This window comes from Micromonospora sp. NPDC004704, assembly GCF_053601675.1.
In genome coordinates, this window is the sequence record NZ_JBSGCD010000011.1 from 94,049 (window position 1) to 114,846 (window position 20,798).

At 69.0% G+C, this 20,798-nt stretch carries 24 protein-coding genes; 16 read left to right on the forward strand and 8 right to left on the reverse strand.

The window, feature by feature from the left end; translation table 11 throughout:
• Nucleotides 1-96 precede the first annotated feature (96 nt).
• From ACWEFB_RS17575 to ACWEFB_RS17585, 3 genes are all read left to right on the forward strand, one after another.
• A complete protein-coding gene (locus ACWEFB_RS17575; RefSeq protein ID WP_452286598.1) occupies nucleotides 97-777 on the forward strand; it encodes a PH domain-containing protein in 681 nt (226 codons plus the stop codon).
• Nucleotides 778-790: 13 nt separating this feature from the next.
• Nucleotides 791-1,372 carry a TetR/AcrR family transcriptional regulator gene (locus ACWEFB_RS17580; RefSeq protein ID WP_452286600.1) on the forward strand — a complete coding sequence of 194 codons (582 nt, stop codon included), beginning with the start codon at nucleotides 791-793 and terminating at the stop codon, nucleotides 1,370-1,372.
• Nucleotides 1,373-1,537: 165 nt separating this feature from the next.
• Complete coding sequence (locus ACWEFB_RS17585; RefSeq protein ID WP_452286602.1) at nucleotides 1,538-1,906, forward strand: YciI family protein; 369 nt, start codon at nucleotides 1,538-1,540, stop codon at nucleotides 1,904-1,906.
• A gap of 435 nt (nucleotides 1,907-2,341) precedes the next feature.
• On the opposite strand, the gene ACWEFB_RS17590 is transcribed toward ACWEFB_RS17585, so the two are convergent.
• Nucleotides 2,342-2,509 (reverse strand): CU044_2847 family protein, encoded by a 168-nt coding sequence (locus ACWEFB_RS17590; protein ID WP_452286604.1) that lies wholly within the window; start codon nucleotides 2,507-2,509, stop codon nucleotides 2,342-2,344.
• Between the two features lie 83 nt (nucleotides 2,510-2,592).
• Here ACWEFB_RS17590 and ACWEFB_RS17595 point away from each other — a divergent pair, with 83 nt between their 5' ends.
• The 3 genes from ACWEFB_RS17595 to ACWEFB_RS17605 all read left to right on the forward strand — a co-directional run bounded on the left by ACWEFB_RS17595 (nucleotide 2,593) and on the right by ACWEFB_RS17605 (nucleotide 5,829).
• The gene (locus ACWEFB_RS17595; RefSeq protein ID WP_452286606.1) at nucleotides 2,593-2,967 is read left to right on the forward strand and encodes a PadR family transcriptional regulator; all 375 of its coding nucleotides are present in this window, start codon (nucleotides 2,593-2,595) and stop codon (nucleotides 2,965-2,967) included.
• Nucleotides 2,964-4,334 (forward strand): permease prefix domain 1-containing protein, encoded by a 1,371-nt coding sequence (locus ACWEFB_RS17600; RefSeq protein ID WP_452286608.1) that lies wholly within the window; start codon nucleotides 2,964-2,966, stop codon nucleotides 4,332-4,334. Before ACWEFB_RS17595 ends, ACWEFB_RS17600 begins: the two co-directional genes overlap by 4 nt.
• Before the next feature lie 493 nt (nucleotides 4,335-4,827).
• A complete protein-coding gene (locus ACWEFB_RS17605; RefSeq protein ID WP_452286610.1) occupies nucleotides 4,828-5,829 on the forward strand; it encodes a glycoside hydrolase family 11 protein in 1,002 nt (333 codons plus the stop codon).
• 65 nt (nucleotides 5,830-5,894) lie between these two features.
• On the opposite strand, the gene ACWEFB_RS17610 is transcribed toward ACWEFB_RS17605, so the two are convergent.
• The 3 genes from ACWEFB_RS17610 to ACWEFB_RS17620 all read right to left on the reverse strand — a co-directional run bounded on the left by ACWEFB_RS17610 (nucleotide 5,895) and on the right by ACWEFB_RS17620 (nucleotide 8,577).
• A complete protein-coding gene (locus ACWEFB_RS17610; protein ID WP_452286612.1) occupies nucleotides 5,895-6,368 on the reverse strand; it encodes a molybdenum cofactor biosysynthesis protein in 474 nt (157 codons plus the stop codon).
• A gap of 72 nt (nucleotides 6,369-6,440) precedes the next feature.
• A complete protein-coding gene (locus ACWEFB_RS17615; protein WP_452286614.1) occupies nucleotides 6,441-7,508 on the reverse strand; it encodes a DUF2855 family protein in 1,068 nt (355 codons plus the stop codon).
• A gap of 154 nt (nucleotides 7,509-7,662) precedes the next feature.
• Nucleotides 7,663-8,577, reverse strand: coding sequence for an NADP-dependent oxidoreductase (locus ACWEFB_RS17620; protein ID WP_452286616.1), 915 nt, complete (start codon nucleotides 8,575-8,577; stop codon nucleotides 7,663-7,665).
• A gap of 87 nt (nucleotides 8,578-8,664) precedes the next feature.
• Between ACWEFB_RS17620 and ACWEFB_RS17625 the strand changes: the two genes are divergently transcribed.
• Nucleotides 8,665-9,171 (forward strand): MarR family winged helix-turn-helix transcriptional regulator, encoded by a 507-nt coding sequence (locus ACWEFB_RS17625; RefSeq protein WP_452286618.1) that lies wholly within the window; start codon nucleotides 8,665-8,667, stop codon nucleotides 9,169-9,171.
• Nucleotides 9,172-9,178: 7 nt separating this feature from the next.
• On the opposite strand, the gene ACWEFB_RS17630 is transcribed toward ACWEFB_RS17625, so the two are convergent.
• Nucleotides 9,179-9,868, reverse strand: a complete 690-nt coding sequence (locus ACWEFB_RS17630; protein WP_452286620.1) for a biliverdin-producing heme oxygenase — start codon at nucleotides 9,866-9,868, stop codon at nucleotides 9,179-9,181.
• Between the two features lie 518 nt (nucleotides 9,869-10,386).
• Here ACWEFB_RS17630 and ACWEFB_RS17635 point away from each other — a divergent pair.
• The 5 genes from ACWEFB_RS17635 to ACWEFB_RS17655 all read left to right on the forward strand — a co-directional run bounded on the left by ACWEFB_RS17635 (nucleotide 10,387) and on the right by ACWEFB_RS17655 (nucleotide 13,758).
• Entirely contained in the window at nucleotides 10,387-11,844 is a 1,458-nt protein-coding gene (locus ACWEFB_RS17635; protein ID WP_452286825.1) for an MFS transporter, read from the forward strand.
• A 5-nt stretch (nucleotides 11,845-11,849) separates the two neighbouring features.
• Nucleotides 11,850-12,311 (forward strand): nuclear transport factor 2 family protein, encoded by a 462-nt coding sequence (locus tag ACWEFB_RS17640; protein WP_452286622.1) that lies wholly within the window; start codon nucleotides 11,850-11,852, stop codon nucleotides 12,309-12,311.
• 94 nt (nucleotides 12,312-12,405) lie between these two features.
• Complete coding sequence (locus tag ACWEFB_RS17645) at nucleotides 12,406-12,747, forward strand: ArsR/SmtB family transcription factor (protein WP_452286624.1); 342 nt, start codon at nucleotides 12,406-12,408, stop codon at nucleotides 12,745-12,747.
• Entirely contained in the window at nucleotides 12,740-13,243 is a 504-nt protein-coding gene (locus tag ACWEFB_RS17650) for an SRPBCC family protein (protein ID WP_452286626.1), read from the forward strand. Before ACWEFB_RS17645 ends, ACWEFB_RS17650 begins: the two co-directional genes overlap by 8 nt.
• Complete coding sequence (locus ACWEFB_RS17655; RefSeq protein ID WP_452286627.1) at nucleotides 13,240-13,758, forward strand: pyridoxamine 5'-phosphate oxidase family protein; 519 nt, start codon at nucleotides 13,240-13,242, stop codon at nucleotides 13,756-13,758. The genes ACWEFB_RS17650 and ACWEFB_RS17655 overlap by 4 nt, the downstream gene beginning before the upstream one ends.
• A gap of 28 nt (nucleotides 13,759-13,786) precedes the next feature.
• On the opposite strand, the gene ACWEFB_RS17660 is transcribed toward ACWEFB_RS17655, so the two are convergent.
• On the reverse strand, nucleotides 13,787-14,191 hold the full coding sequence (locus tag ACWEFB_RS17660) for an ester cyclase (RefSeq protein WP_452286629.1): 405 nt from the start codon (nucleotides 14,189-14,191) through the stop codon (nucleotides 13,787-13,789).
• 156 nt (nucleotides 14,192-14,347) lie between these two features.
• Entirely contained in the window at nucleotides 14,348-15,868 is a 1,521-nt protein-coding gene (locus ACWEFB_RS17665; RefSeq protein ID WP_452286631.1) for a hypothetical protein, read from the reverse strand.
• A gap of 63 nt (nucleotides 15,869-15,931) precedes the next feature.
• Between ACWEFB_RS17665 and ACWEFB_RS17670 the strand changes: the two genes are divergently transcribed.
• Both ACWEFB_RS17670 and ACWEFB_RS17675 read left to right on the forward strand, forming a co-directional pair.
• On the forward strand, nucleotides 15,932-16,660 hold the full coding sequence (locus ACWEFB_RS17670) for a hypothetical protein (protein WP_452286633.1): 729 nt from the start codon (nucleotides 15,932-15,934) through the stop codon (nucleotides 16,658-16,660).
• Between the two features lie 241 nt (nucleotides 16,661-16,901).
• A complete protein-coding gene (locus ACWEFB_RS17675; protein ID WP_452286635.1) occupies nucleotides 16,902-18,386 on the forward strand; it encodes a S1 family peptidase in 1,485 nt (494 codons plus the stop codon).
• A 76-nt stretch (nucleotides 18,387-18,462) separates the two neighbouring features.
• Here ACWEFB_RS17675 and ACWEFB_RS17680 read toward each other — a convergent pair whose 3' ends face one another.
• Nucleotides 18,463-19,050, reverse strand: a complete 588-nt coding sequence (locus ACWEFB_RS17680) for a hypothetical protein (protein WP_452286636.1) — start codon at nucleotides 19,048-19,050, stop codon at nucleotides 18,463-18,465.
• 209 nt (nucleotides 19,051-19,259) lie between these two features.
• Between ACWEFB_RS17680 and ACWEFB_RS17685 the strand changes: the two genes are divergently transcribed.
• Nucleotides 19,260-20,012 carry a hypothetical protein gene (locus ACWEFB_RS17685; protein ID WP_452286638.1) on the forward strand — a complete coding sequence of 251 codons (753 nt, stop codon included), beginning with the start codon at nucleotides 19,260-19,262 and terminating at the stop codon, nucleotides 20,010-20,012.
• Nucleotides 20,009-20,665: an HAD family hydrolase gene (locus tag ACWEFB_RS17690; RefSeq protein WP_452286640.1), complete on the forward strand. Its 657-nt coding sequence runs from the start codon at nucleotides 20,009-20,011 to the stop codon at nucleotides 20,663-20,665. Before ACWEFB_RS17685 ends, ACWEFB_RS17690 begins: the two co-directional genes overlap by 4 nt.
• Nucleotides 20,666-20,798 lie beyond the last annotated feature (133 nt).

Genomic DNA, 20,798 nt, shown 5'->3' on the forward strand with positions numbered 1-20,798 from the left:
CCGACGACGTCTCCCACCACCCGAACCCGACCGGGCACCGACCCCGCTGCACCGGACAGAACCCCGAGACCCGCCACCGCCGTGAGGACGACGACCATGACCGTCACCAGGACCCCGACCGATACCAGGACCCCGACCAGGGGAAAGGCCGGTGCGCTGCTGCGCCGGGCAGCGGTGACCGAGGCCGCGATGTGGCGCAGCATGTACGTGTGGGCGCTGCGTCGGCCGCTGCCGCTGGCTCCGGGCGACGAACCGTTCGGTTACCTCGGGGTGATCAAGCCGATCCTCGGGGTTTTCATCGGCCTGTCGGTTGTCGAGATACCGATCCTCGACCTGATCGTCCGCAACGTCGTGCCCTGGGAGCCGGCCCGGTGGATCATGCTCGGGCTGAGCGTCTGGGGCCTGCTCTGGATGATCGGCTTCTTCGCCAGCATCAAGATCCACCCGCACGTCGTCGGTGACACGGGCATCCGGGTGCGGGTGGGTGCGGGGATCGACATCACGGTGCCGCGGCAGGAGATCGAGACGGTGAGCAGGAGTTACCGCTCGATGCCCTCGGGCAGATCGGTCCAGGTCGAAGAGGTGGGCGACCGCCGGGTGCTGCACATCGTGGTCGGCAGCCAGACCAGCGTCGACGTCCGGCTGCGTCGTCCGCTGACCTTCGTACTGCCGGGCGGCGAGACCGACCCGGTCGACGAACTGCGCCTCTACGCCGACGATCCCGACGCCTTCGTCCGGAAGGCGCGTACGGTCAGCGCCGACAAAACGGCACTGTGAAAGCATCGATTCCATGCCCAAGAAGGTCGACCACCAGGAGCGGCGGACGCTCATCGCGGACGCGCTGATGCGGGTCGCCGCGGAGCAGGGGCTGGAAGCGGTCAGCCTGCGGCACGTGGCAGCCCAGGCCGGCGTCTCCTCGGGTTTGGTGCAGCACTACTTCCGCACCAAGGACGAGATGATGACGTTCGCGCTGTCGGTCGTACGCGAGCGCAACCAGGTACGAGTCACCGAAGCGGTGGCCCGGCTGGGCGAGGAACCGTCCCCGAGGGCGCTGCTGCGTACGATCATCGCGGCTGTGTTGCCACTCGACGAGCACACCCGCGACGACGGGCGGGTGGCACTGGCGTTCCTCGCCTACACCGCCGTACGCCCGGCCGCCGCCACCGGCCTGCGCGAGGACACCGCGCAGATGGTCGGCTTCCTCGCCGGCGTCCTGCCCGGGGCGAACACCGAGGACACCGCGGCGGGCCTGCTGGCGCTGATGGAGGGGCTGGGCGTCTACCTGCTCGGCGGCCAGTACACCGCCGAGCGGGCCCTGAACGTCCTGGACGCCCACCTCGACATGATCTTCGGCTCGACCGGCACAACCTGACGGGGACCGCGGGTCTGTGACCTCCACGACCCGGCCTGCCGGCGCGGGGAAATATTTCCGGTGGGGGTGTCGAATCGGCGGATCGTCGTTCGACGGGTATGAGACGGCTGGTCATCGCGTCCGGGAACTGACCGGACCTCAGCCGGAGATGGCAAGGGAGTGGCAATGCGGTTTCTGATGATGCACCGGCTCGACGAGCGTGCGCCGGAGGCATGGAACCCCAGCCAGGAGTTCATGGAGAAGCTGGGTGCGTTCATCCAGGATTCGGTCGAGAAGGGCATCTTGATAATGGCCGAGGGTGTCCACCCGTCGGAGCGGGGCGCCCTGGTCCGTAAGGCCCGGGGTGGGGCGATGACCGCGACCGATGGTCCCTTCATCGACGCCAAGGAGGTCATCGGCGGTTTCGCGCTGCTCAACTTCGCGAACCGGGCGGAGGCCGTCGAGTTCGCCCAGCGCTACGCCGACCTGTTCGAGGAGGTCGAGGTCGAGGTGCGCCAGGTCGTCGAGTTCGAGGACCTGCCGACTCCGGCCTGACCCGGCCCCGGATAAGGCGTCGGTCGGTGGGGGCTGGTCCGCTCGCTGCGGCGCGGGACCAGCCCCCACCCGTGTCAGGGGTGGCGGCTGCGGGCTCCTGTCCGGCCGTGCCGGCAGATCCGGTACGGCAGCGCCGAACCCACGCGACCCACTCGGCGAGGTCCCGGCAGTCGGGTTTTCCGCTCAGCGTCGGCGGGGACCAGGCGGTGACCCTGCCGTGGACCGGCGTCGCCCGTCCCGTCAGCGGGAACGTGATCGGGACCCGTTGGCCCGGATCCGGCCGACCGCCGTCTCCCGGGTCCAGGCCGAGGGCGACATTCACCACGTGGGTGCAGGTGGCCAGGTGTCGGGGTCCGACCACACGGGCCAGTCCGGCCGAAGTGGCACCTCGCAACGTCGGCACCCGACCCACGAAACCCGAGCGGTCGGCGAGCTTCACGCCTGCGCCGACCATTTCATTCGTACGACGATGTTGACCTCGGCGGTTCCCTTGGTCAGCACCACGCCGAACTGGCTGCTGAGCTTCAGGCCGAACTCGACCTCCATCTCGTCCGGAGCGATGGCGGTCAGGGCGTCCCGGCCGGGTTGTCGGGAACCGGACATCGCGGCTCGCGGCGACGGTCCGGATTGCGCGGCTGCTATACCTAGAACTACTATGCATTGCAGTTCTAGGTATAGGGGGTCACATGCACATCACCAAGGACCTCGTCGCGGCCTCGGCGACGCCGCTCGTGCTGGGGATCCTCGCGGAGGGCGAGAGCTACGGCTACGCGATCCTCAAGCAGGTCAACGAGCTGTCGGGCGGGCAGTTGGAGTGGACCGACGGTCTGCTCTACCCGCTGCTGCACCGGCTGGAGCGGCTGGGGCACGTCGACTCGGCCTGGGAGACCCCACCCGGGGGTCGCCGCCGTAAGTACTACCGCATCACCGACCAGGGCCGGGCCGAACTCGCCGAGCAGCGCCTCCAGTGGGCCGCGGTTGTCGACGCCCTGCGGGGGGTCTGGAGCGCGACGCAGTCCATCCGGCCGATCCCGGCCCCGGCGTGGGAGGCGGGACTGTGATCGCCGAGAGCGACAACGACCTGGAAGGCCAGATCGCGCAGTGGCGGGCGTACATGCAGCGCCGTCGGGAGCTGCACCGCACCGATGCCGAGGAGCTGGAGGACCATCTGCGCAGCCGGGTCACCGAGCTGACCGAGGCGGGCCTGCACACGGACGAGGCGTTCCTCATCGCGGTCAAACGCATGGGCAGCCTCGACGAGCTGTCGCGGGAGTTCGCCCGGGAGCATTCCGAGCGGTTGTGGAAGCAGCTCGTACTGCCCGGTGAGCCGGATGCGCCCGCCGCCGCCCGTACCCGTCGCGAGCTGCCGGTCATGGTGCTCTGTGCGGCGGTCGCGGCGCTCGCGATCAAGGTGCCGGCCCTGTTCGGGCTGGACATCTCGGACGACGACGGCCCCTTCTTCGTACGCAACTTCAGCCTCTTCGCGCTGCCGGCGCTGGCCGCGTACTTCGTCTGGCAACGCCGGGTCGCACCCCGGACCGTCGGGGTGCTCGCGCTGCTGTTCGTGCTCGGCGGCGTCGCCGTGAACGCGTACCCGATGGCCGACGACTCGCAGAGTCTCGTGCTCACGGCGATCCATCTGCCGCTAGCGCTGTGGCTGGTCGTCGGCGTCGCCTACGTGGGCGGCGACTGGCGCTCGGACCGGCGACGGATGGACTTCATCCGGTTCACCGGGGAGTGGCTGATCTACCTTGCCCTCATCGGACTCGGTGGTGGTGTGCTCACCGCCTTCACGGCGGGGACCTTCCGGGCCATCGGTCTCAACGCCGAGGGCTTCATCGAGGGGTGGCTGCTGCCGTGCGGCGCGATGGCCGCGATCATCGTGGCGGCCTGGCTGGTGGAGGCCAAGCAGAGCGTCATCGAGAACATGGCGCCGGTGCTGACCCGCGTCTTCACGCCCCTGTTCGCGGCCACCCTGCTGGCCTTCCTGGTCGCCATCGTCTGGACCACCAACGGGATCGACGTCGAGCGCGACGCGCTGATCCTCTTCGACCTGCTGCTCGTCGTCGTGCTCGGCCTGCTCCTGTACGCCATCTCGGCCCGTGACCTCACGGCCCGGCCCGGTCTCTTCGACCGCCTGCAGCTCGCGCTCGTGGTCAGTGCCCTGGTCATCGACGTCCTGGTGCTGGTGGCGATCACCGGCCGGATCACCGAATGGGGCTTCAGTCCCAACAAGACCGCGGCCCTGGGCGAGAACCTCATCCTGCTCACCAACCTGGCGTGGTCGGCCTGGTTGTTCCTCGGTTTCGTACGTGGCCGCATGCCCTTCGCCCGCCTCGAACGCTGGCAGACCCGGTACGTGCTGGTGTACGCGGTCTGGGCCTGGGCGGTCGTCCTCGTCTTCCCGCTGGTGTTCAGCTTCGACTGACCCCACCGGCACCCGCACCCCGACCCGGCCCGCTCACCCCGTCCACACAGGACAGGGATCGAGCGGGCCGTTCGGCTTTGTGTGGCCCGGAAAGTCTCCGGAACTTTCGGCGCCCGCGTACGCGAATCCCGATCCTTCGAGTGGGGGAGTCTCTCGCTCACCCCCTGACTCGGATTCCAACGACGAGCAGGTGGGGCTTTCCCCGTCTCCGCACCCAGCCAAGATCAGATTTCCGTAATGTTTCCGGAAGTTGTTGACAATCCGACAGGGTCGTACCAATACTGGCGCCATCGATTGACGTCGACAAGTGTCGATCCGTACCAACACACCGCGACCCGCTCCATCGGTCGTCCAGTGCACGACGACCGGCCCACCCCACCCGCGTTGTACGACGCCGACGCGGTGGCCGTGTCCCCGGCCACCGACAGAGTCCCGCCGGTCGTACCGCGCTGTCTGGTCTCCCCGCCAGCCCTCACGAGGAGGAAGCACGCCCATGAACGACGTCCCGTCCCACCCGACAACGCGCAGACGTGGTCTCGCCCGGCTCCTCGTCGGCGGTGCCTGCGCGGTAGCGATGATGGCGGCCAACGCGATGCTGCCCGGCATCGCGTACGCGGCCATCACCTCGAATCAGACCGGCACCAACAACGGCTACTTCTATTCGTTCTGGACCGACAGCCCCGGATCGGTCTCCATGGAGCTGGGATCCGGTGGCAACTACAGCACCTCGTGGCGCAACACCGGAAACTTCGTCGCAGGCAAGGGCTGGAGTACGGGTGGACGCCGGAGCGTGACCTACTCGGGCAGCTTCAACCCGTCCGGCAACGCGTACCTGACCCTCTACGGGTGGACGACCAACCCGCTCATCGAGTACTACATCGTCGACAACTGGGGCACCTACCGGCCGACGGGCACGTACAAGGGCACGGTCAGCAGCGACGGCGGCACGTACGACATCTACCAGACGCAGCGCGTCAACCAGCCCTCGATCATCGGTACGGCGACGTTCTACCAGTACTGGAGTGTCCGGCAGTCGAAGAAGACGGGTGGAACCATCACCTCCGGCAACCACTTCGACGCGTGGGCCCGTAACGGAATGAGTCTCGGCAACCACAACTACATGATCATGGCGACCGAGGGCTACCAGAGCAGCGGCAGTTCGAACATCACGCTGGGCGGCTCCGGCGGCGGCGGTGGCGGCGGCGGTGGCGGCGGCGGCGGCGGCGGTGGAAGCTGCACCGCGACGCTGTCCGCGGGTCAGCAGTGGAGCGACCGCTACAACCTCAACGTCTCGGTGTCCGGCTCCAACACCTGGACCGTGACGATGAACGTCCCGTCCCCGGCGAGGGTCCTCTCCACCTGGAACGTCAACGCCACCTATCCCAGCACCCAGGTGTTGAGCGCCAAGCCCAACGGCAGCGGCAACAACTGGGGCGTCACCATCCAGCCCAACGGGAACTGGACCTGGCCGACGGTCTCCTGCAGCCCGAGCTGAGTCCGTACCCCGAGAAAACCGCAGGGTGGCGCGGCGGCCGAACGGTCGCCGCGCCACCCTGCCGGCTAGCTCTCGATCGTGACCCGGACCGGGCCGATCCGCAGGATGCCGTCGTCGAGTGGGGTGCAGCGGACGCCGCCCTTTCCCCGCAGCGCCCGCCAGGTGCCGGGGGCGACGGTCGCGTCCATCCAGGCGCACGGGTGGGCCCGCCGGTTCACCCGCAGCCGCACCGGACCGTCGCCCGAGTCCAACACCAGTACGGATCCGACCAGGTCGTCGACGGGCACCCCGCAGACGAGGATGTTGCGCCTGAGTTGTACGAGGTCGGCGCCGGGCGGCAACGACTCCTGCGCCATCACGGTGATGCTCGCGTCGCGGTGCGCGGGCTTGCCGAAGTACCGGTCGCCGACGATCCCGAGACCCTCCCGAATCCGGATCTCCTCGACCAGTTCGCCCGGTGGCGCCGGTGCCGGACCGTCGGCCGGACGTCCCGTGTAGCGATGCACGGGCGAGGCCAGCAACTGGGCGATCTTGGGCATGCGGCGATTCTACGAAGACGGACATCCGGGGCGCCGGACTTCAGTGAACCCCGGGCCCCGGGGGCGCACCGCTCACAACTGGACAACCTCGCCCACCCGTGGTGGCGTACGACCGGCGAGGACGTCGAGCCACGCCCGCCGCAGGTCGTCCGGGCCGGAGCCGACCCGGACGTCGAGCCACCCGCCGACCACCCCGGCGAACCGCTGCCAGGCGTCGGTGAACCGTCGGTCGAGTCCGTCGCGGCCCCAGTCCAGGCTGCGCTTGCGCATCTGCGTCGGTGCGAAGAAGACCTCTCCGGCGGCGTCCGCGTTCGGGGTCTGGTTGGTGAGACCGACCGCGATGTCCCGGACGAGCCGGTCACCGAGGTGCTGCCGCAGGGCGGTTCGGGTCGAGGGCGCACCGGACAGGTCGAGATAGACGGTCGGCACCATGTCCAGGCTGTCCACCTCGTCGTACGGAAGCACGGCGTCGTAGCAGCCGAGGGAGAGGGTGAACGCGAGGTTGCCGGGGGAGGTGAGCCCCACCAGGCGCGGGCCGCGACCGTGCAGCTCGAACGCGGCGGCGTACGCGGTCTTGCTGGACGCCGACGACAGCACCACCGACGTCGCGCCGTGGAAGCCGTTGTCCACGACCTGGTCGGCCAGCATGAAGGAGGTGAAGAACAGCGGCCTGAGCAGGATCAGCAGATCCTCCTGGTCGGGCCGGTAGGCCGGGTCGCCGGTGACGGACCGGTACACGTTGTACGGCGAGGGCAGGTCGGCCCGGTGTTCGCTCGCGTCCCGGAACCCGGACGCGTCCACCCGCTGCGGTCGCACCACCAGGTGACCCGCGGGTGGAAGGTAGCCGTAGACCCGCTGCCCCGGGGTGACCCCGGCGACCGTCGACTCGACAACCTCCGCGAACCCCCAGAGTGGCGGAAGTCCCCACTGCGGTCCGAGCCCCCGGGGGTCGGGCGGGAAGAACCGCCAGTACCGCATCGTCTCGCCGAGCACCGCGTAGGTGACGTTGTTGGCGGTCAGCCCGACCCGGTCCACCCGCAACAGTGCCTCGCCCTCGGACAGGGCGGGCGTCACCCCCTCGACCAGGGTGGTCCGGGCCAGGTCGTCACGGGCCACGGCGAACGTCCAGGAGGCAGCCATGGTCCGACGCTAGACAGGACCGGAAGCCAGGGCAAGTGCACTGTCAGTGCAAAATCTCACGCCACTGCGGCTCGGCGCTCCCGTCGACTCCGCTGTGGAGTCGACGGGAGCCCGCGCTGGTCGAGAGTTCCGTGCGGACGGGTGGGGCGGGAGCTCAGGGGATGATGACGGTCCGACCGGTCAGCGTTCCGGCGTCGTTGCGGGCGTGGACCTCGGGCAGCTCGTCCAGGCCGACCCGGTCGGCGACGTGGATGTGCAGCTTGCCGGCGTCGACCCGGTCGACGAGCGTCCCGAGTTGCTCGGCGTCGGCACGGACGAACACACTGCTCGAACGGACTTTGCGGGCTTCGTCCTGCGGGCCGGGCGTGGTGGTCGTGACCAGTACGCCACCGTCGCGCACCAGGCCGGCCAGGGTGGCCATCTCCTCCGGCGGGACCGGGGCGAAGTTCAGCACGGCGTCGAACTGCCCGGTGACACCGTCGATGTCGCGACCGGGTACGTCGGCGCCGTAGCCGCGTACCCGGTCGGTGTTGCGTGGGCCGGCGGTGGCCACGACGGTGGCGCCGGCCTGGACGGCGAGCTGCACCGCGTAACCACCGACCGCGCCACCGGCACCGTAGACCAGGATCCGCTGCCCCGGCTGGACGTCGGCGTGCTCGGACAGGGCCTGCCAGGCGGTGAGCCCGGTGACCGGCAGTGCTGCCGCGTCGGCCAGCGGCACCGTGGTCGGCGCGGCGGCCAGGACCTCGGTCGGGGCGGCCACGTACTCGGCCGAGGCACCGTCGACCGTCATCGGCAGCAGCCCGACAACACGGTCGCCGGGTTCGAACCGGGTGACGCCCTCGCCGAGCGCCGTCACGGTGCCGGCCACGTCGATCCCCGGGATGAACGGCAGGGTCACCGGGAAGACCTGCCGCAGGTGGCCGGCGCGGATGGTGGCGTCGACCGGGTTGAACGAGGTGCCGGCCACCTGCACGATCACCTGCCCGGGGCCGGGGGTGGGCTGCTCGACGTCCTCGACGCGCAGGGTGCCGGCGTCGCCGTACTGGTGGAAACGGACGACCTTCATGACGCTTCCTCCTCTGGAAGTTGCTTCGAACTCGAAGCAGTTGCAGACTACAGCCTGCTTCGAATTCGAAGCAAGTAGAATGTGGGGGTGAGCCATGAGACAGCGCCCCTGGATGCCGAGCAGCTCGGCGCCTACTTCGCCCTCATGGAGGTCAGCAGCCTGTTGCAGCACGCCGTCGACGGGCACCTGCGGGCCGATGGCGACCTCAGCAACGTCCAGTTCCAGATTCTGGCCCGCCTCGCCGAGGCGCCCGGAGGCCGACTGCGGATGACCGATCTCGCCGACGGTCTCGTCTACAGCCGCAGCGGCCTGACCTACCAGGCCGGGTTGCTGGAGAAGCGGGGACTGGTCACCCGATCACCCGCCGCCGAGGACGAGCGGAGTGTTGTCGTGGCCGTCACCGATGTCGGCCGCGCGCTCGTGGCGCAGGTCCTGCCCGGCCACATCGAAGTTGTCCGGCGACTGCTGCTCGACGCACTCGAACAGCGCGATCTGGGCACCCTCGGTGCCATTCTCGGCCGCGTCCGCGACCACATGCGCACCGCGCCACCACGCTCGGCGAAACCCCGAGCGGGCCGGGGTCGCGCCGACTGATCCCGGATCAGACGGACGTGCTGACCGGCGGCGAGACGGCCTCTCGTACGCCGAGCGGGAAGAGGGCACCGAGTTCGGCGAAGACGGCGCCGTTCAGGGTGAACGCGGCCCGGCACTCCTCGATGACCCGCTGCTTCTCCGGCTCGTCCACCGGCAGGGCGTCGAGCAGCGCCCGGTAGTCGCGTTTGAAGGACGCGGGATTGTCGATGCCCTCGAATACGTAGAAGCGGACACCGTCGCCCTTGCGGTCCAGGTCCCAGCTCTTCTCCGCGATGCTCCGGATCACCTGCCCGCCCGCCAGGTCGCCCATGTACCGGGTGTAGTGGTGGGCCACGTACCCGGCCGGCCAGGTCGAGGCGACATTGAGGATGCGGGCGGTGTACTGCCGGGTCGCGGGCAGTGGCGCGACCCGGTCGCGCCAGTCCTCGCCCAGGAGGTACGCCAGGTCGCGCTCCAGTTCGGGCACCCGCGTCAGTTCCGGCCGGAGAAACGGCCCGGCGACCGGGTCGTCCTCCAGCGAGTCGGCGGCACCCTCCAGGGCGCGGTACACGAACAGCAGTTGCTCCGTGTAGCGGGCGTAGGCGTCCACGCCGAGGTGGCCACCGAGGAGGTTGGTCATGAACGCCGCGTTGTTGACCTCGGCGTGCGGGCCCTGACTGGCGGTACGGATGACCGACGAGAAGAGCGGTGCTGACACGGTGCCTCCTGGGTAGCGCCTTCGCTCATGGTGCAACTTAGGTTTACCTAAGTCAACAGCCCGTCTCCGCGACCCGCGTCAGCAACTCCTGGTACGCCTCGTTCCGGGGCGCGCGCGTCACGTCGATGTACGTACACCTGGAAGCCGTAGTCGATGCCCATACCTCAGTTTGCCCTGACGGCCGGAAGCCGCCTGAGGGGGCGGGTCATCGGGCCGGACGGCGGGCGCGGCAGCTCGTGCTCGTCCCTTCGCAATTCCACTTATAAGACCCTTTTGCGGAGTATCTTGAATGGGATGATCGGTGCCGCCGGGGCACGGATTTGGATGAACGTCGGCGACCCCATCGATCGTGCTGGGCGATGCTCTGCCCTTGGCACCGATGGTGGGCTGTCGAACTACGCGTCCGTGGCCTGCGGAGCACGGTCCGCTCCGATCCACTGGCGTGACTGCGGGGATGGCGAGGCTGCCGGATGACGAGGAAAGGTCCGCTGGCCGGCCATTACCCTGCGGTGGCAGCGATGGTCGTCGCCGCGCTGGTTCCGTACCTGGTGCTCTCGGCCGCGTTGGATCCGCTCATGTTGATCATCGCCCGGCAGATCGGCATGAGCGCGGCGCAGACGAGTCTCGCCGAGGGCCTGGCCAACGCCGGGTACGCGCTGGGCACAGTGCTGTCGGTGCAGCTCGCCCAGCATCTGCCCCAGCGCCGGATGCTGATCATCTACACCGCGATCCTCGTGATCGGCTCGGTGCTCGCGGCGGCGGCGACCGGGCCGGCGTTGTTCATCGTCGGGCACGTACTTCAGGGCCTGTGCACCAGTCTCTTGTTGATCGCCGCCGTGCCGCCGCTCGTCACGGGATTCCCACCGGGGAAGCTCCGCCCGACGGCGGTGGTCCTCAACCTGTCGATCTTCGGGGCGGTCACGCTCGGCCCGCTGATCGCTGGCATCCAAGCCGAGGCCAACGCCTGGCGGCCGTTGTTCTGGGTGATCGCGGCGATCGCCGTCGTGGCGCTGGTGCTGTCGCTGCTGACCTTCCAGGACGTGCCGCCGGCCGACCCTACGGCCACGCGTTCCCCGACTGCCGTCGTGCTGGCCACCGCCGGCTGTGTGGCCGCGTTCTACGGAGCCTCACAGTTCCTGCCTCACCGAAGTCTCGACGCCACCGCGTTGGCGCCGCTGGCTGTGGGGGTGGCGTTGATCATCATCCTGCTGGTGCAGCAGTACCGGGCCCGGCGTCCGCTGTTGATCGTGCGTCCCCTGACGAGCACGCTACCGGTGTCCGGGATAGTGGTGGCCATGTCCGCGGCGGCGTCCTCCCTGCCCGCGATCGCGTTGACGGGCGTCGTGCTCCGGGACCGACACTCGCCGCTGGACCTGGGACTGCTCTATCTCCCCGAGTTCGGTGGGGCGGTGATCGCGGCGATCGTGTTCGCGAAGGTGTTCACCACGCGGGCAATCCATTATTTCGCGCTGGCTGGGACGCTCTCGCTCATCGCGGGCATCGCGCTCATCGCCTTCGCTGTTCCACCCACCACCATCCGTACGCTGATCGGAACGGGACTGATCGGGGCCGGCGTCGGCGCCACGGTTACCCCGGCACTGTTCATTGCCGGCTTCTCACTGCGCAACGCCGCTCTCCAGCGGGTGTTCGCGATCGTCGAGCTGCTGCGGGCGGTGGCCGCGTTCATGATCGCGCCGATCCTGCTGTACGTCGCCGCGACCGTCGGGAAGAACCCTGCGGCAGGCGTCCAGATGACTCTCTGGGTCTGCTTCGGGCTGGCCGTTGGCGGAACGCTGCTCGCGATCGCGCTTTACACACTGGGGGGCGTACGTCCGCCGTCCCCGGCGCTGCAACGGTGGTTCAGCGGGGAACCGGCGTGGGACTCCCCGCCACTGCTAAACGCGATCCGCCGTGACTCCGCCAAGCGAGCCCCGCCGGGTGCCGGCGAGGGTCCGTCGGAACGACACGAACGGTGAGCGACATGACCGACCAACGATCCCACCTGCCCGGCCTCGTCAGCGACGCCGACCATGTGAGCCTGTCCCGCCTCGTCGGCGAAAGCGGCTGGCGGGTTGACGCCGGTCGGGCCAGCACCCTGCACGAACTCTTCACCGAGAACGGCGTACTCGACATCGGCCAGCCTGCCCAGGGTCGCGACGCGATCCGCGCCTGGGGCGAGGAGCTCGAACGGAACAACCCCTTTCCGGGCATCCGACACCTCGCGTCCAACATGCGCTTCGTCGCCACCGGGGTCGACGCCGACGGCCGCGACACCGCCGAGGGGGTGACCGTGCTGACCGTGTATCTCAACGACGCCGACGGCCGATCGATCAGCACCCCCTGGAACATCGGCGAGGACCACGACCGATTCGTCCGCACCGAGGCCGGCTGGCGCTTCACCCACCGCACCTGGGTCCAACTGTTCAGCCGCGACGCGGCGTAGTCGGAGCTGATCCTTCTGCCCGTTCTCCTTGACGTACCGGTGTTGGCCTGTATATTCAACCCGTCGGTTAATTAGCTACTTGGTTGAGTAGGGCATGGATACCAGTCAGCAGCTCAGCGCCACCTTCGCGGCCCTGGCCGATCCGACCCGCCGTGCGATCCTCGCCCGGCTGGCCAGGGGCGAGGCCACCGTCAACGAGTTGGCCGAGCCGTTGCCGCTCACCCTCCAGGCGGTCTCCAAGCACCTCAAGGTGCTCGAACAGGCCGGACTCGTCACCCGTGGCCGCAGCGCCCAGTGGCGTCCGTGCCGGCTGCGCCCCGAGCCCCTGCGCGACGTCACCGACTGGTTGGCGGACTACCGGCAGTTCTGGGAAGGCAGTTTCGACCGCCTCTCCGACCATCTGCGAGAGATACAGAAGGACGGTACGGATGACTGAGACGACGAACGCCAGCGGTCAACCCACCCGGGAGTTCACGATCACCCGGGTCTTCGACGCACCACGAGCCCTGGTCTTCCAGGCGTGGACCGACCCGCAACACGTCGCCCGGTGGTTCGGGCCACGTGGGCTCACCACACCCCTGTCCACGATCGACATGGACGTCCGACCGGGTGGGCAGTGGCGCCTGCGCATGGTCGGCGACGAGGACGGCGCCGAATACCCGGTGGTTTTCGCCTGCCGGGAGGTGGTCGCCCCCGAGCGGCTGGTGCTCGCCGTACCCGTACCGGAGGACGCGCGGGCCGGAGCCGAAGAGGCGCTGGTGACCGTCACCTTCGCCGACCTCGGCGACAAGACGGAGATGACGTTCCACCTCGCCGGGATCGCCGCCGGTCCGGAGAGCGCGGGGCTGGAGGAGGGGTGGTCCAGCTCCTTCGAGCGGATGGCCGAACACCTGAGCGGTACCAGCGCCGATTCGACGGCACCGAACCGGTGACCGTGCTGCACGCCGACCAGGTGATGAGCCTCCCCCAGGGAGACGTACGCCTGCTGGACAGCCCGGTCGCGCAGCGCCTGCTCGTCTCGACCGAGCTGGCCCGGGTGGCGTACGTGGCCGCCGACGGGACACCCCGGGTTTTCCCGATGCTGTTCCACTGGACCGGAACCGAGGTGGTGCTGTCCACCTTCGGCGGCGCCAAGGTCGCCGCCCTGCGGGCCAGGCCGGCGGTGGCCGTCACCATCGACGCCGCCTCCACCCCGCCGGAGGTGCTGCTCGTACGCGGGCGGGCCGAGGTCACCGACGTCGACGGGATAGTGCCGGAGTACGCACTCGCCCAGCGCCGTTACGCCGGGCCCGAGCAGGGGGCGGCCAACGTCGCCGCGGTCGACCATCCCGGTGCAAAAATGGTCCGCATCGCGGTCCGCCCGACCTGGGTCGGAGTGCTCGACTTCCAGACCCGCCTGCCGGGCGGGTCGAGCGTCGAGGATTTCGATCGGCGCGGACAGTCCTGATTCGGGAACGTGCCGCGGGCGAAGGCCATCAGGCGAGCCCGATCTGCTTCATGAATGTCGTCAGATCGTAGAACAGGTTCTCCTCGGCGATTTTCCCGTCCACCCACCGTGCCACCGTGCAGAAGTCGACGGCGAAGGACTTACCGGTAGGAGGAATCTCCTTGCCGTCCGGGCCCTGCATCGGCCCGGACATGGTCCCGGTCCAGTGCGCGATCGAGCAGGTCCAGTCGCCATCGGCGAACAGGACCTTGTACGGGCGGTTGTCCAGGTGCTGATCCGGAAACGCCTTGAAGAACTGGATCGCCTCGGCCTCGTGGTTGTGCTGCCCATGCGTTTCGGGCTTGCCCGGCCACCGCACCACCACGTCCTCGTGGTGGCGGTTGTTGAACAAATCGAGATCCTGGTTGTTCCACGCGTCGTCCAGCGTCTGCATGAGTTCCATATTCGTCCGCTCGGCACCCATGGACCCCGACCCCCTGCCGCCCCCGACCATTCGTCTATCGAAACTACTATCCGGGTCGGTCCGGAGTGAGGGAATGCTGCGACGATCTATTCCGAGCAAAGCCCGTGCAGCGGTCACCGATAGCGGTCACAGGCCGGCGAGGCGAAGCAGCCGGTCCATCTCCGCCGTCGGTAGCGACGGCGAGGACGCGGCTGCCTTGGCGACCCACTCGTCCTGATCCGCCAGCAGCGCGGTCAGCGCGGGTGTGGGCAGGCGCGGGTGCGGGGCGACGGCTCGGCGTACGGAGCTGTCGGGATCGTCGGCCAACCGCTCGGCCAGGTCGGCGGGAAGGTCGGGGTCACGGGGAGCGAGGCGGCGCATCCTCGGGTCGGGATCGGTCGCGAACCGGCGAAGGGTCTGCGACGAGAAGGTGAAATCGTCCGCCGGACGCCAGCGCGTCCTCTTGCGAGGTCGGAAGGTGCGGTCGATCCGCTCGGCGGCGTCCTCGTCGACGAGGTGCGGAGCATGCCTGGCCATCGTCGTACGCACGTTGCTCTCGTTGTCGTCCAGCAGCCGCATCACCGCCTCCGGCGGGAGCGACGGGTTGCACGCGGCGGAGAGCCGGAAGCAGGCGTACGGCGAGCCGACGTGCGGGAGCGGGTCGGCGGTGACCCAGTCCAGGCGCAGATCCCTTAGCTCGACCAGGGCGAAGTAGTCCTCGACCTGCTGCAGGGCGGCGTTGTCGTCGAGTTCGTCGTCGGGCGCGTCGATCAGCGACCTCGAGCCCTGCTGCTGAATCTCGGTGTAGATCTCCGATCGGGTCGGCTCCGGGGTGTCGGGGCGGGCGAAGATGCCCACCCGCACACACGCACTCGGGTCCTCGGCGAGTTTGTCGCGCAGGTCCGAAGGGAGCTGTGGATGCTCGGCCAGTTGACGCCGCACCTGGTGGTTCGGGTCGTCGGACAGCCACAGCGCGATCTCGGCGGTGAGCGTGCAGTGCCGCACCGCACCGACCCGGGTGACCGGGTCGGCGAGCAGGCCCGGGACGAGGTCGGCCGGTGGGATCGGGTGGGGGAGCCGGGCATAGTAGGTGGAGCAGGCCGCCGCACGGACCTTGTCCTCCGGGTCGGTCAGCAGGGTCCGCCGTACCTCCTCCGGAGCCTGCGGCCACCACCGGGCCAGCGTCGCGCGGATTTCGGGGTCACGATCAGCCGCCAACCGAGCACGAAGACCTGCGGGTACGTGGTCGCCCTCCGCGAGATACTGACGCACCTGCTTGTCCGGATCGTCGATCAGTCGCACGAACACGTCCCTGCCCGCGTCGCGTCCGCTCACGACCAACGCGGCCCGGACAGAGGAATCCCGATGCCCGGCGAGTTGCAGTCGAACCGCGTCCGGCAGGTGGCGGTTGAGCGCGAGACTGTGCATGAGCCAGTGGTGGTTCGCGGTGATGATTTCGGCGATCATCTCGGGGGTGAGGTCCGCCCGCATGGCCGCATGACCCAAGCCTCGCCGGTAGCCCAGCAGCCGACGGACCAGCTCCGCCGGCAACTCCGGATTCTCGGCGAGACCGTCCAACGCCGAGGCAAGGTGAACAGGCGTCGAAGCCGGATCGGACACTGCCGGTACCTCCCGCTCGGACACCGACCGCCGGGCCGAGTGTCTCATGTGGAGACGGTACGCCACGGTTGGCGATCTTCGCAGGTTGCGGGCCGTCGTTAGGCTCCGCCCATGGGGGTACGGCGACAGGATCCGGAGGCTCGCCGCGACGCTGTCATCGGCATCCTGATCTCCGTCGTGGTTTTCGGTGCGGGGGTCGGTCTCTTCGCGTTCGCCGACTACATCGACATCGTGATTGTCGACAGGCTGCTGTTCATAGTCGCCGTTCTTGTCATGTTCGGCGGCGCCTTCTTCGCCACGCTGGCCTTCTCCACGGCCGTCCTCGGACCCGGCCTGACCGAGAAGCTGTTCTTCGTTCAGGACAAGGCACTCACCCCCGAGGTGGTGACCGACCTCCGAGCGAAGGAGAGCGCCCCTTCCACGGTTCCGGTCTCCTCGGGGCAGGGCATCCTGCGGGTCATTCCGGTCAGGCCCGAGTGGTGGCTCGACGACACCTACGCCGAGTACGCCACACCCGTCGTGGCCGTCGAGGACGCCGAACATCGCCTGCCCGGCTGGGACCCGTACGACATCGCGGTCCGGGCCGGCGGCCCTGCCGTCGTGGCCTGGATGCCACGCGCCAGCGGGATACCGGGACGGCGTACGAGGAGTCTCGTCTCCGTACCCGAGGGGGGTGTCGGCGCGGTGGTCTTCCGGCCGTCGTCGGTGCCGGAACTCGGCGGCACCCTGGAGCCGCTCCAGGGCGAGTTGCGCGGCAAGCTGTCAACGCTGCGGGTGATGCTGGGGGCCGTCCTGCTCGCGGTTGTCACCTGTGCCGTGTGGGCGCTGTTCGGCGGATGAACAGTCATCGCCCGTACCCGGAAGTTGTTCCAGGGCCGGCGGTTCTTTCGCGCGTTCGTCCGACCACCGTCCGCCCCTGCGACAGGGGGTCCGATGGATGGGACGCGGGCACTGCGCCCGTCCGATGGTTGATCTCTGGTATGGACATGAATCATTGTCTGATTAGCATGCGTGATCAAACCTCGACCGGCGCGATCACCTCCGCCCTCTCGCGCCCGGCGGGCCGACACAGGGAGACCGCATGCCTCCACGTCGCCGCTTCGTCCTCACCGCCCTCACCACACTCGCCATCGTCGTCATCGCCCCACCCCAGGCCATCGCCGCGACTCCACCGGCTCCGGCAGCGCCCGCCGGGTCGACCACGCTCGCCCACGGCGGCGCCGCCTCGGGGTTGATGCTCGCCGCGCTCCGGCGCGACCTGGGCCTCACCGACGCCGAGGCCCGCAGCCAACTCGCGGTGGACGACCGCGCCCGCCGGGTCGCGGCGTCGCTGCCGGCCGCGCTCGGCGACACCTTCGCCGGAAGCTGGCTGCCGGCCGGCGCCGACCGGCTGTCCGTCGCCGTCACCGACCCCGCCCACCAGGCCACGATCCGGGCCGCGGGCGCCAACCCCATTCTGGTACGCCACAGCGCCCGGCAACTCGACGCGGTCGTGGCACAACTGGACCGCCGGTCGCGTGGTGCCTCGGTCGACGGTGTGACCGGCTGGCGGGTCGACCCGACCACGAACAGCGTGACCGTGCTGGCCCGGGACGGGGCAGCGGCCACCCGGTTCGTCAACGCCAGCGGCGCCGACCCCACGACCGTCCGGATCGAAGCCAGTACGGACAACCCCGTGCCCTACCTCGACATCCGTGGCGGCGAGCGGTACTGGACCAGCTCGGCCGGCTGCTCGGTCGGATTCTCCGTCACCGGTGGCTTCGTCACCGCCGGACACTGCGGCTCGGCCGGGGAACCCGTGAGGCACATCAACGGCACCGGCATGGGGGCGTTCGCCGGCTCGACCTTCGGGCAGGTGGGCGACTTCGCCTGGGTCGCGACCAACGGATCGTGGGTGCCCCAACCGTGGGTCAACTACCAGGACGGCAGCAACTTCACCATCGTCGGTCAGCTCTCCGCCCCGATCGGCACCACGACCTGCCGGTCCGGCGCCACCACCGGCTGGCACTGCGGGCGGGTCACCTCACTGAACCAGACCGTCTCCTATGCCAGTGTCGGGGTCACGGTCACCGGGCTGACCGAGACCACCGTGTGCGCCCAGGGCGGCGACTCCGGCGGCCCGTTCGTGGCCGGTGCGCACGCGCAGGGGGTGACCTCCGGCGGATCCGGTGACTGCGTCAACGGCGGACGTACCTTCTTCCAGCCGGTCGGGGAGATCCTCGGCGCGTACGGGCTGACGCTCACCGCCCAGCCCGAAACGCCCTGCAACACGTACGCGTCGATCTACTCGGGCAGCCTGGCGCGTACGAACGCGTCGGTGGTGGAGCCGAACGGGGGCTCCTTCCAGGCCGGGACCGGCACCCACAGCGCGTGCATGACCGGGGGGAAGGCGCTGAGCCTGGAGTTGCAGAAGTTCGTCGGGCGCACCTGGAGCACCGTCGCGAGAAGCAACGTCGTGCTCGGCGACGAGCACCTCACCTACACCGGTACGGGTGGCCAGTACCGCTACGTCATCATGGCGGTCGACGGCGGGGGTGCGTACACCCTGGGCTTCAACCAGCCCTGACGCTCGACGTTGGTGGCACCTCCACGGTGAAGGGCTCCTGCCGGCTCCGGGACGGAGCCCGGCAGGAGCCATGCCCTCAGCCGGTCCGCCAGTTCTCGACCTGCACGCTGCATTCGGTCAGCGCGCTCCGCAGGCCGAACGTCAGTTTGATCGCGTTACCCATCCACCTGTTGATGTCCGACATCGGCCGGTCGAAGGTGGCGTGGCCCTTGCAGCCGTTGCCCTGCGCCTCCAGATCGACGCGGAACTGGAAGTAGGTCTCGATCTTGTTGCCTGCCGTGACGGTGAGACCCGTCGTGTCCAGGCGGCTGAGATAGATGGACGCGGCGAGCCCCGGCGCCTGGATCTCGCGCTCGGCGACGCTCAGTTGGGACGCGACCCCGCCGTAGACCACCACCAGGGTATCGGCGAGGGAGTGGGGCGAGGTGAAGGTGCCGATCTCGCCCGCGCCGGTCGCGGCACTCTTCTTCTTGCTGAAAATCCCCATCTTGTTCGTCCCCTTCGTTGATTCGGCGAACAACGACCAGCGCGCTGTGCCTGCCGCCCACGGGCGCCAGTTGTCCTCCCACGATTTCCTGATGCTCGGCTCGCGCCTTCCCAGGTTGCCGATCTCCCGCCGGGCCAGCTCGATCGTCCTACGCGCCGTCTGCTTCTCGTACGGCACAGTTAGCCGCTTGTACTTTCGATATGCGAAATAGATTGTCAACGAACTGTATCCAGGCAATTGCGGAACCGGGCCCGCCCGTTTGGACCAGATACGTCGCCTAACGTCGATCGAACGCATCGTTCGATGCCGGTGCGAGGCTGAGCAGGTGCGTCGGGCTGAGTCACGGTGGAGCGGGCAGCCGCACCTGCTTCGGTATGGTGTGCGGCGTGAACAGCGGCTTCGACCTCCACAAAGGAGTTGCGGCTGCCGTTCGTGACGCCGCCGGGGCATGTCGGTTCATCCGGGAGTTCGCCGAGGCGTACGCGAATCCGGTGGTTGACGGCGACGGGTGCGACCAGGACGAGTTGGGGGCGGCTGCGGCCCGGCTGGGGTTCCCGTTGCCGGCGTCGCTGCGCGCGGTGTACGCCCTGATCGGCAGGTGTGACGACCTGACGCGGGTGCAGGACCATCTGCTCGCCCCGGCCCAACTGCACCTGGACGACACGGGCCAGGTCCTGGTCTTCCGGGTGGAGAACCAGCACGGCGCGCAGTGGGGCGTCCCGCTGCCCGCCCTCGCCGACCCCGATCCACCGGCGGTGTTCCGCCCGGAGGTGTCCGGATCGGCCGAGCGACTCTGGCGGCCGTTCATGGACCGGGTCTCGATGGCGTGCGTGGAGATGGTGCTGTCGGAGTGGATGTTGTCGGGTGACGTCTTCGCGGACAACCGGGAACTCGACGACCAGGCGATCGACGACCTGGAGCGGGGGTTCCGGCGGCTGCCGTTGCCCGACTACCCGTTGTGGGCGGATCCGGACGGACGGCCGATGAGGTGGTTCGGCGCCGACGGGGTGGTTTTGCGCGACGACGCCGCAACGTGGCTGTGGGCGCGGGCGGCCTCATCCGAAGGGATAACCCGCGTACGGCAGGCACTGCCCGGCGAGTGGTTGATGGCCGACGACCAACGGGGGGAACACCAGTGATCCATGCGGTCTTTTTTGATATCGGCGGGACGATTCTCGACGAGTCCCGCGAGTTCGCGATGTGGGCCGACTGGTTCGGCGTTCCCCGGCACACTTTCTCGGCGGTTTTCGGCGCGGCGATCGCCCGAGGTCTGGACTGGCAGGAACCGTTCCGGGTCTTCCGGCCCGGTTTCGATCTCGCGACCGAGCTCGAACTTCGGGCGGCTGCCGGCAAACCGGAGACGTTCGGCGAAGAAGACCTCTACCCGGACGCGCGATCGTGCCTGACCTCCCTGAAGGATCAGGGCCCGCTCGTGGGCCTGGCCGGCAACCAACCGGCTCATGCCGAGACGATGCTTCGTGCCCTCGACCTACCCGTGGACGTGATCGGCACGTCCGCCGGTTGGGGTGTGGCGAAGCCGTCGGCGGCCTTCTTCGACCACGTCATCCGCGCCGGCGGTGGCGACGCCTCCTCGATTCTGTACGTCGGCGACCGCCCCGACAACGACGTACGCCCTGCCATCGAGGCCGGTATGCAGACCTGCCTGATCCGGCGCGGCCCGTGGGGCTACATCCTCGACTTACCAGCCGTCGCCGAGCAGTCCCCGTTCCGCATCGACTCGCTGGACGAACTCCCGACCCTCGTCGCAAAGCACAACGCGACAACCCCCTGAACCCGTCCACCCCCTCCACCCCGGCTCGGCCCGGCTCGGCCCGGCGATCTTGCAGTTGTGGTGGCTCACAATTCCGGATGAGTGCCATGATTCGGGCGCCACAACTGCAAGATCGTCGGCGGAATCGGTCAGC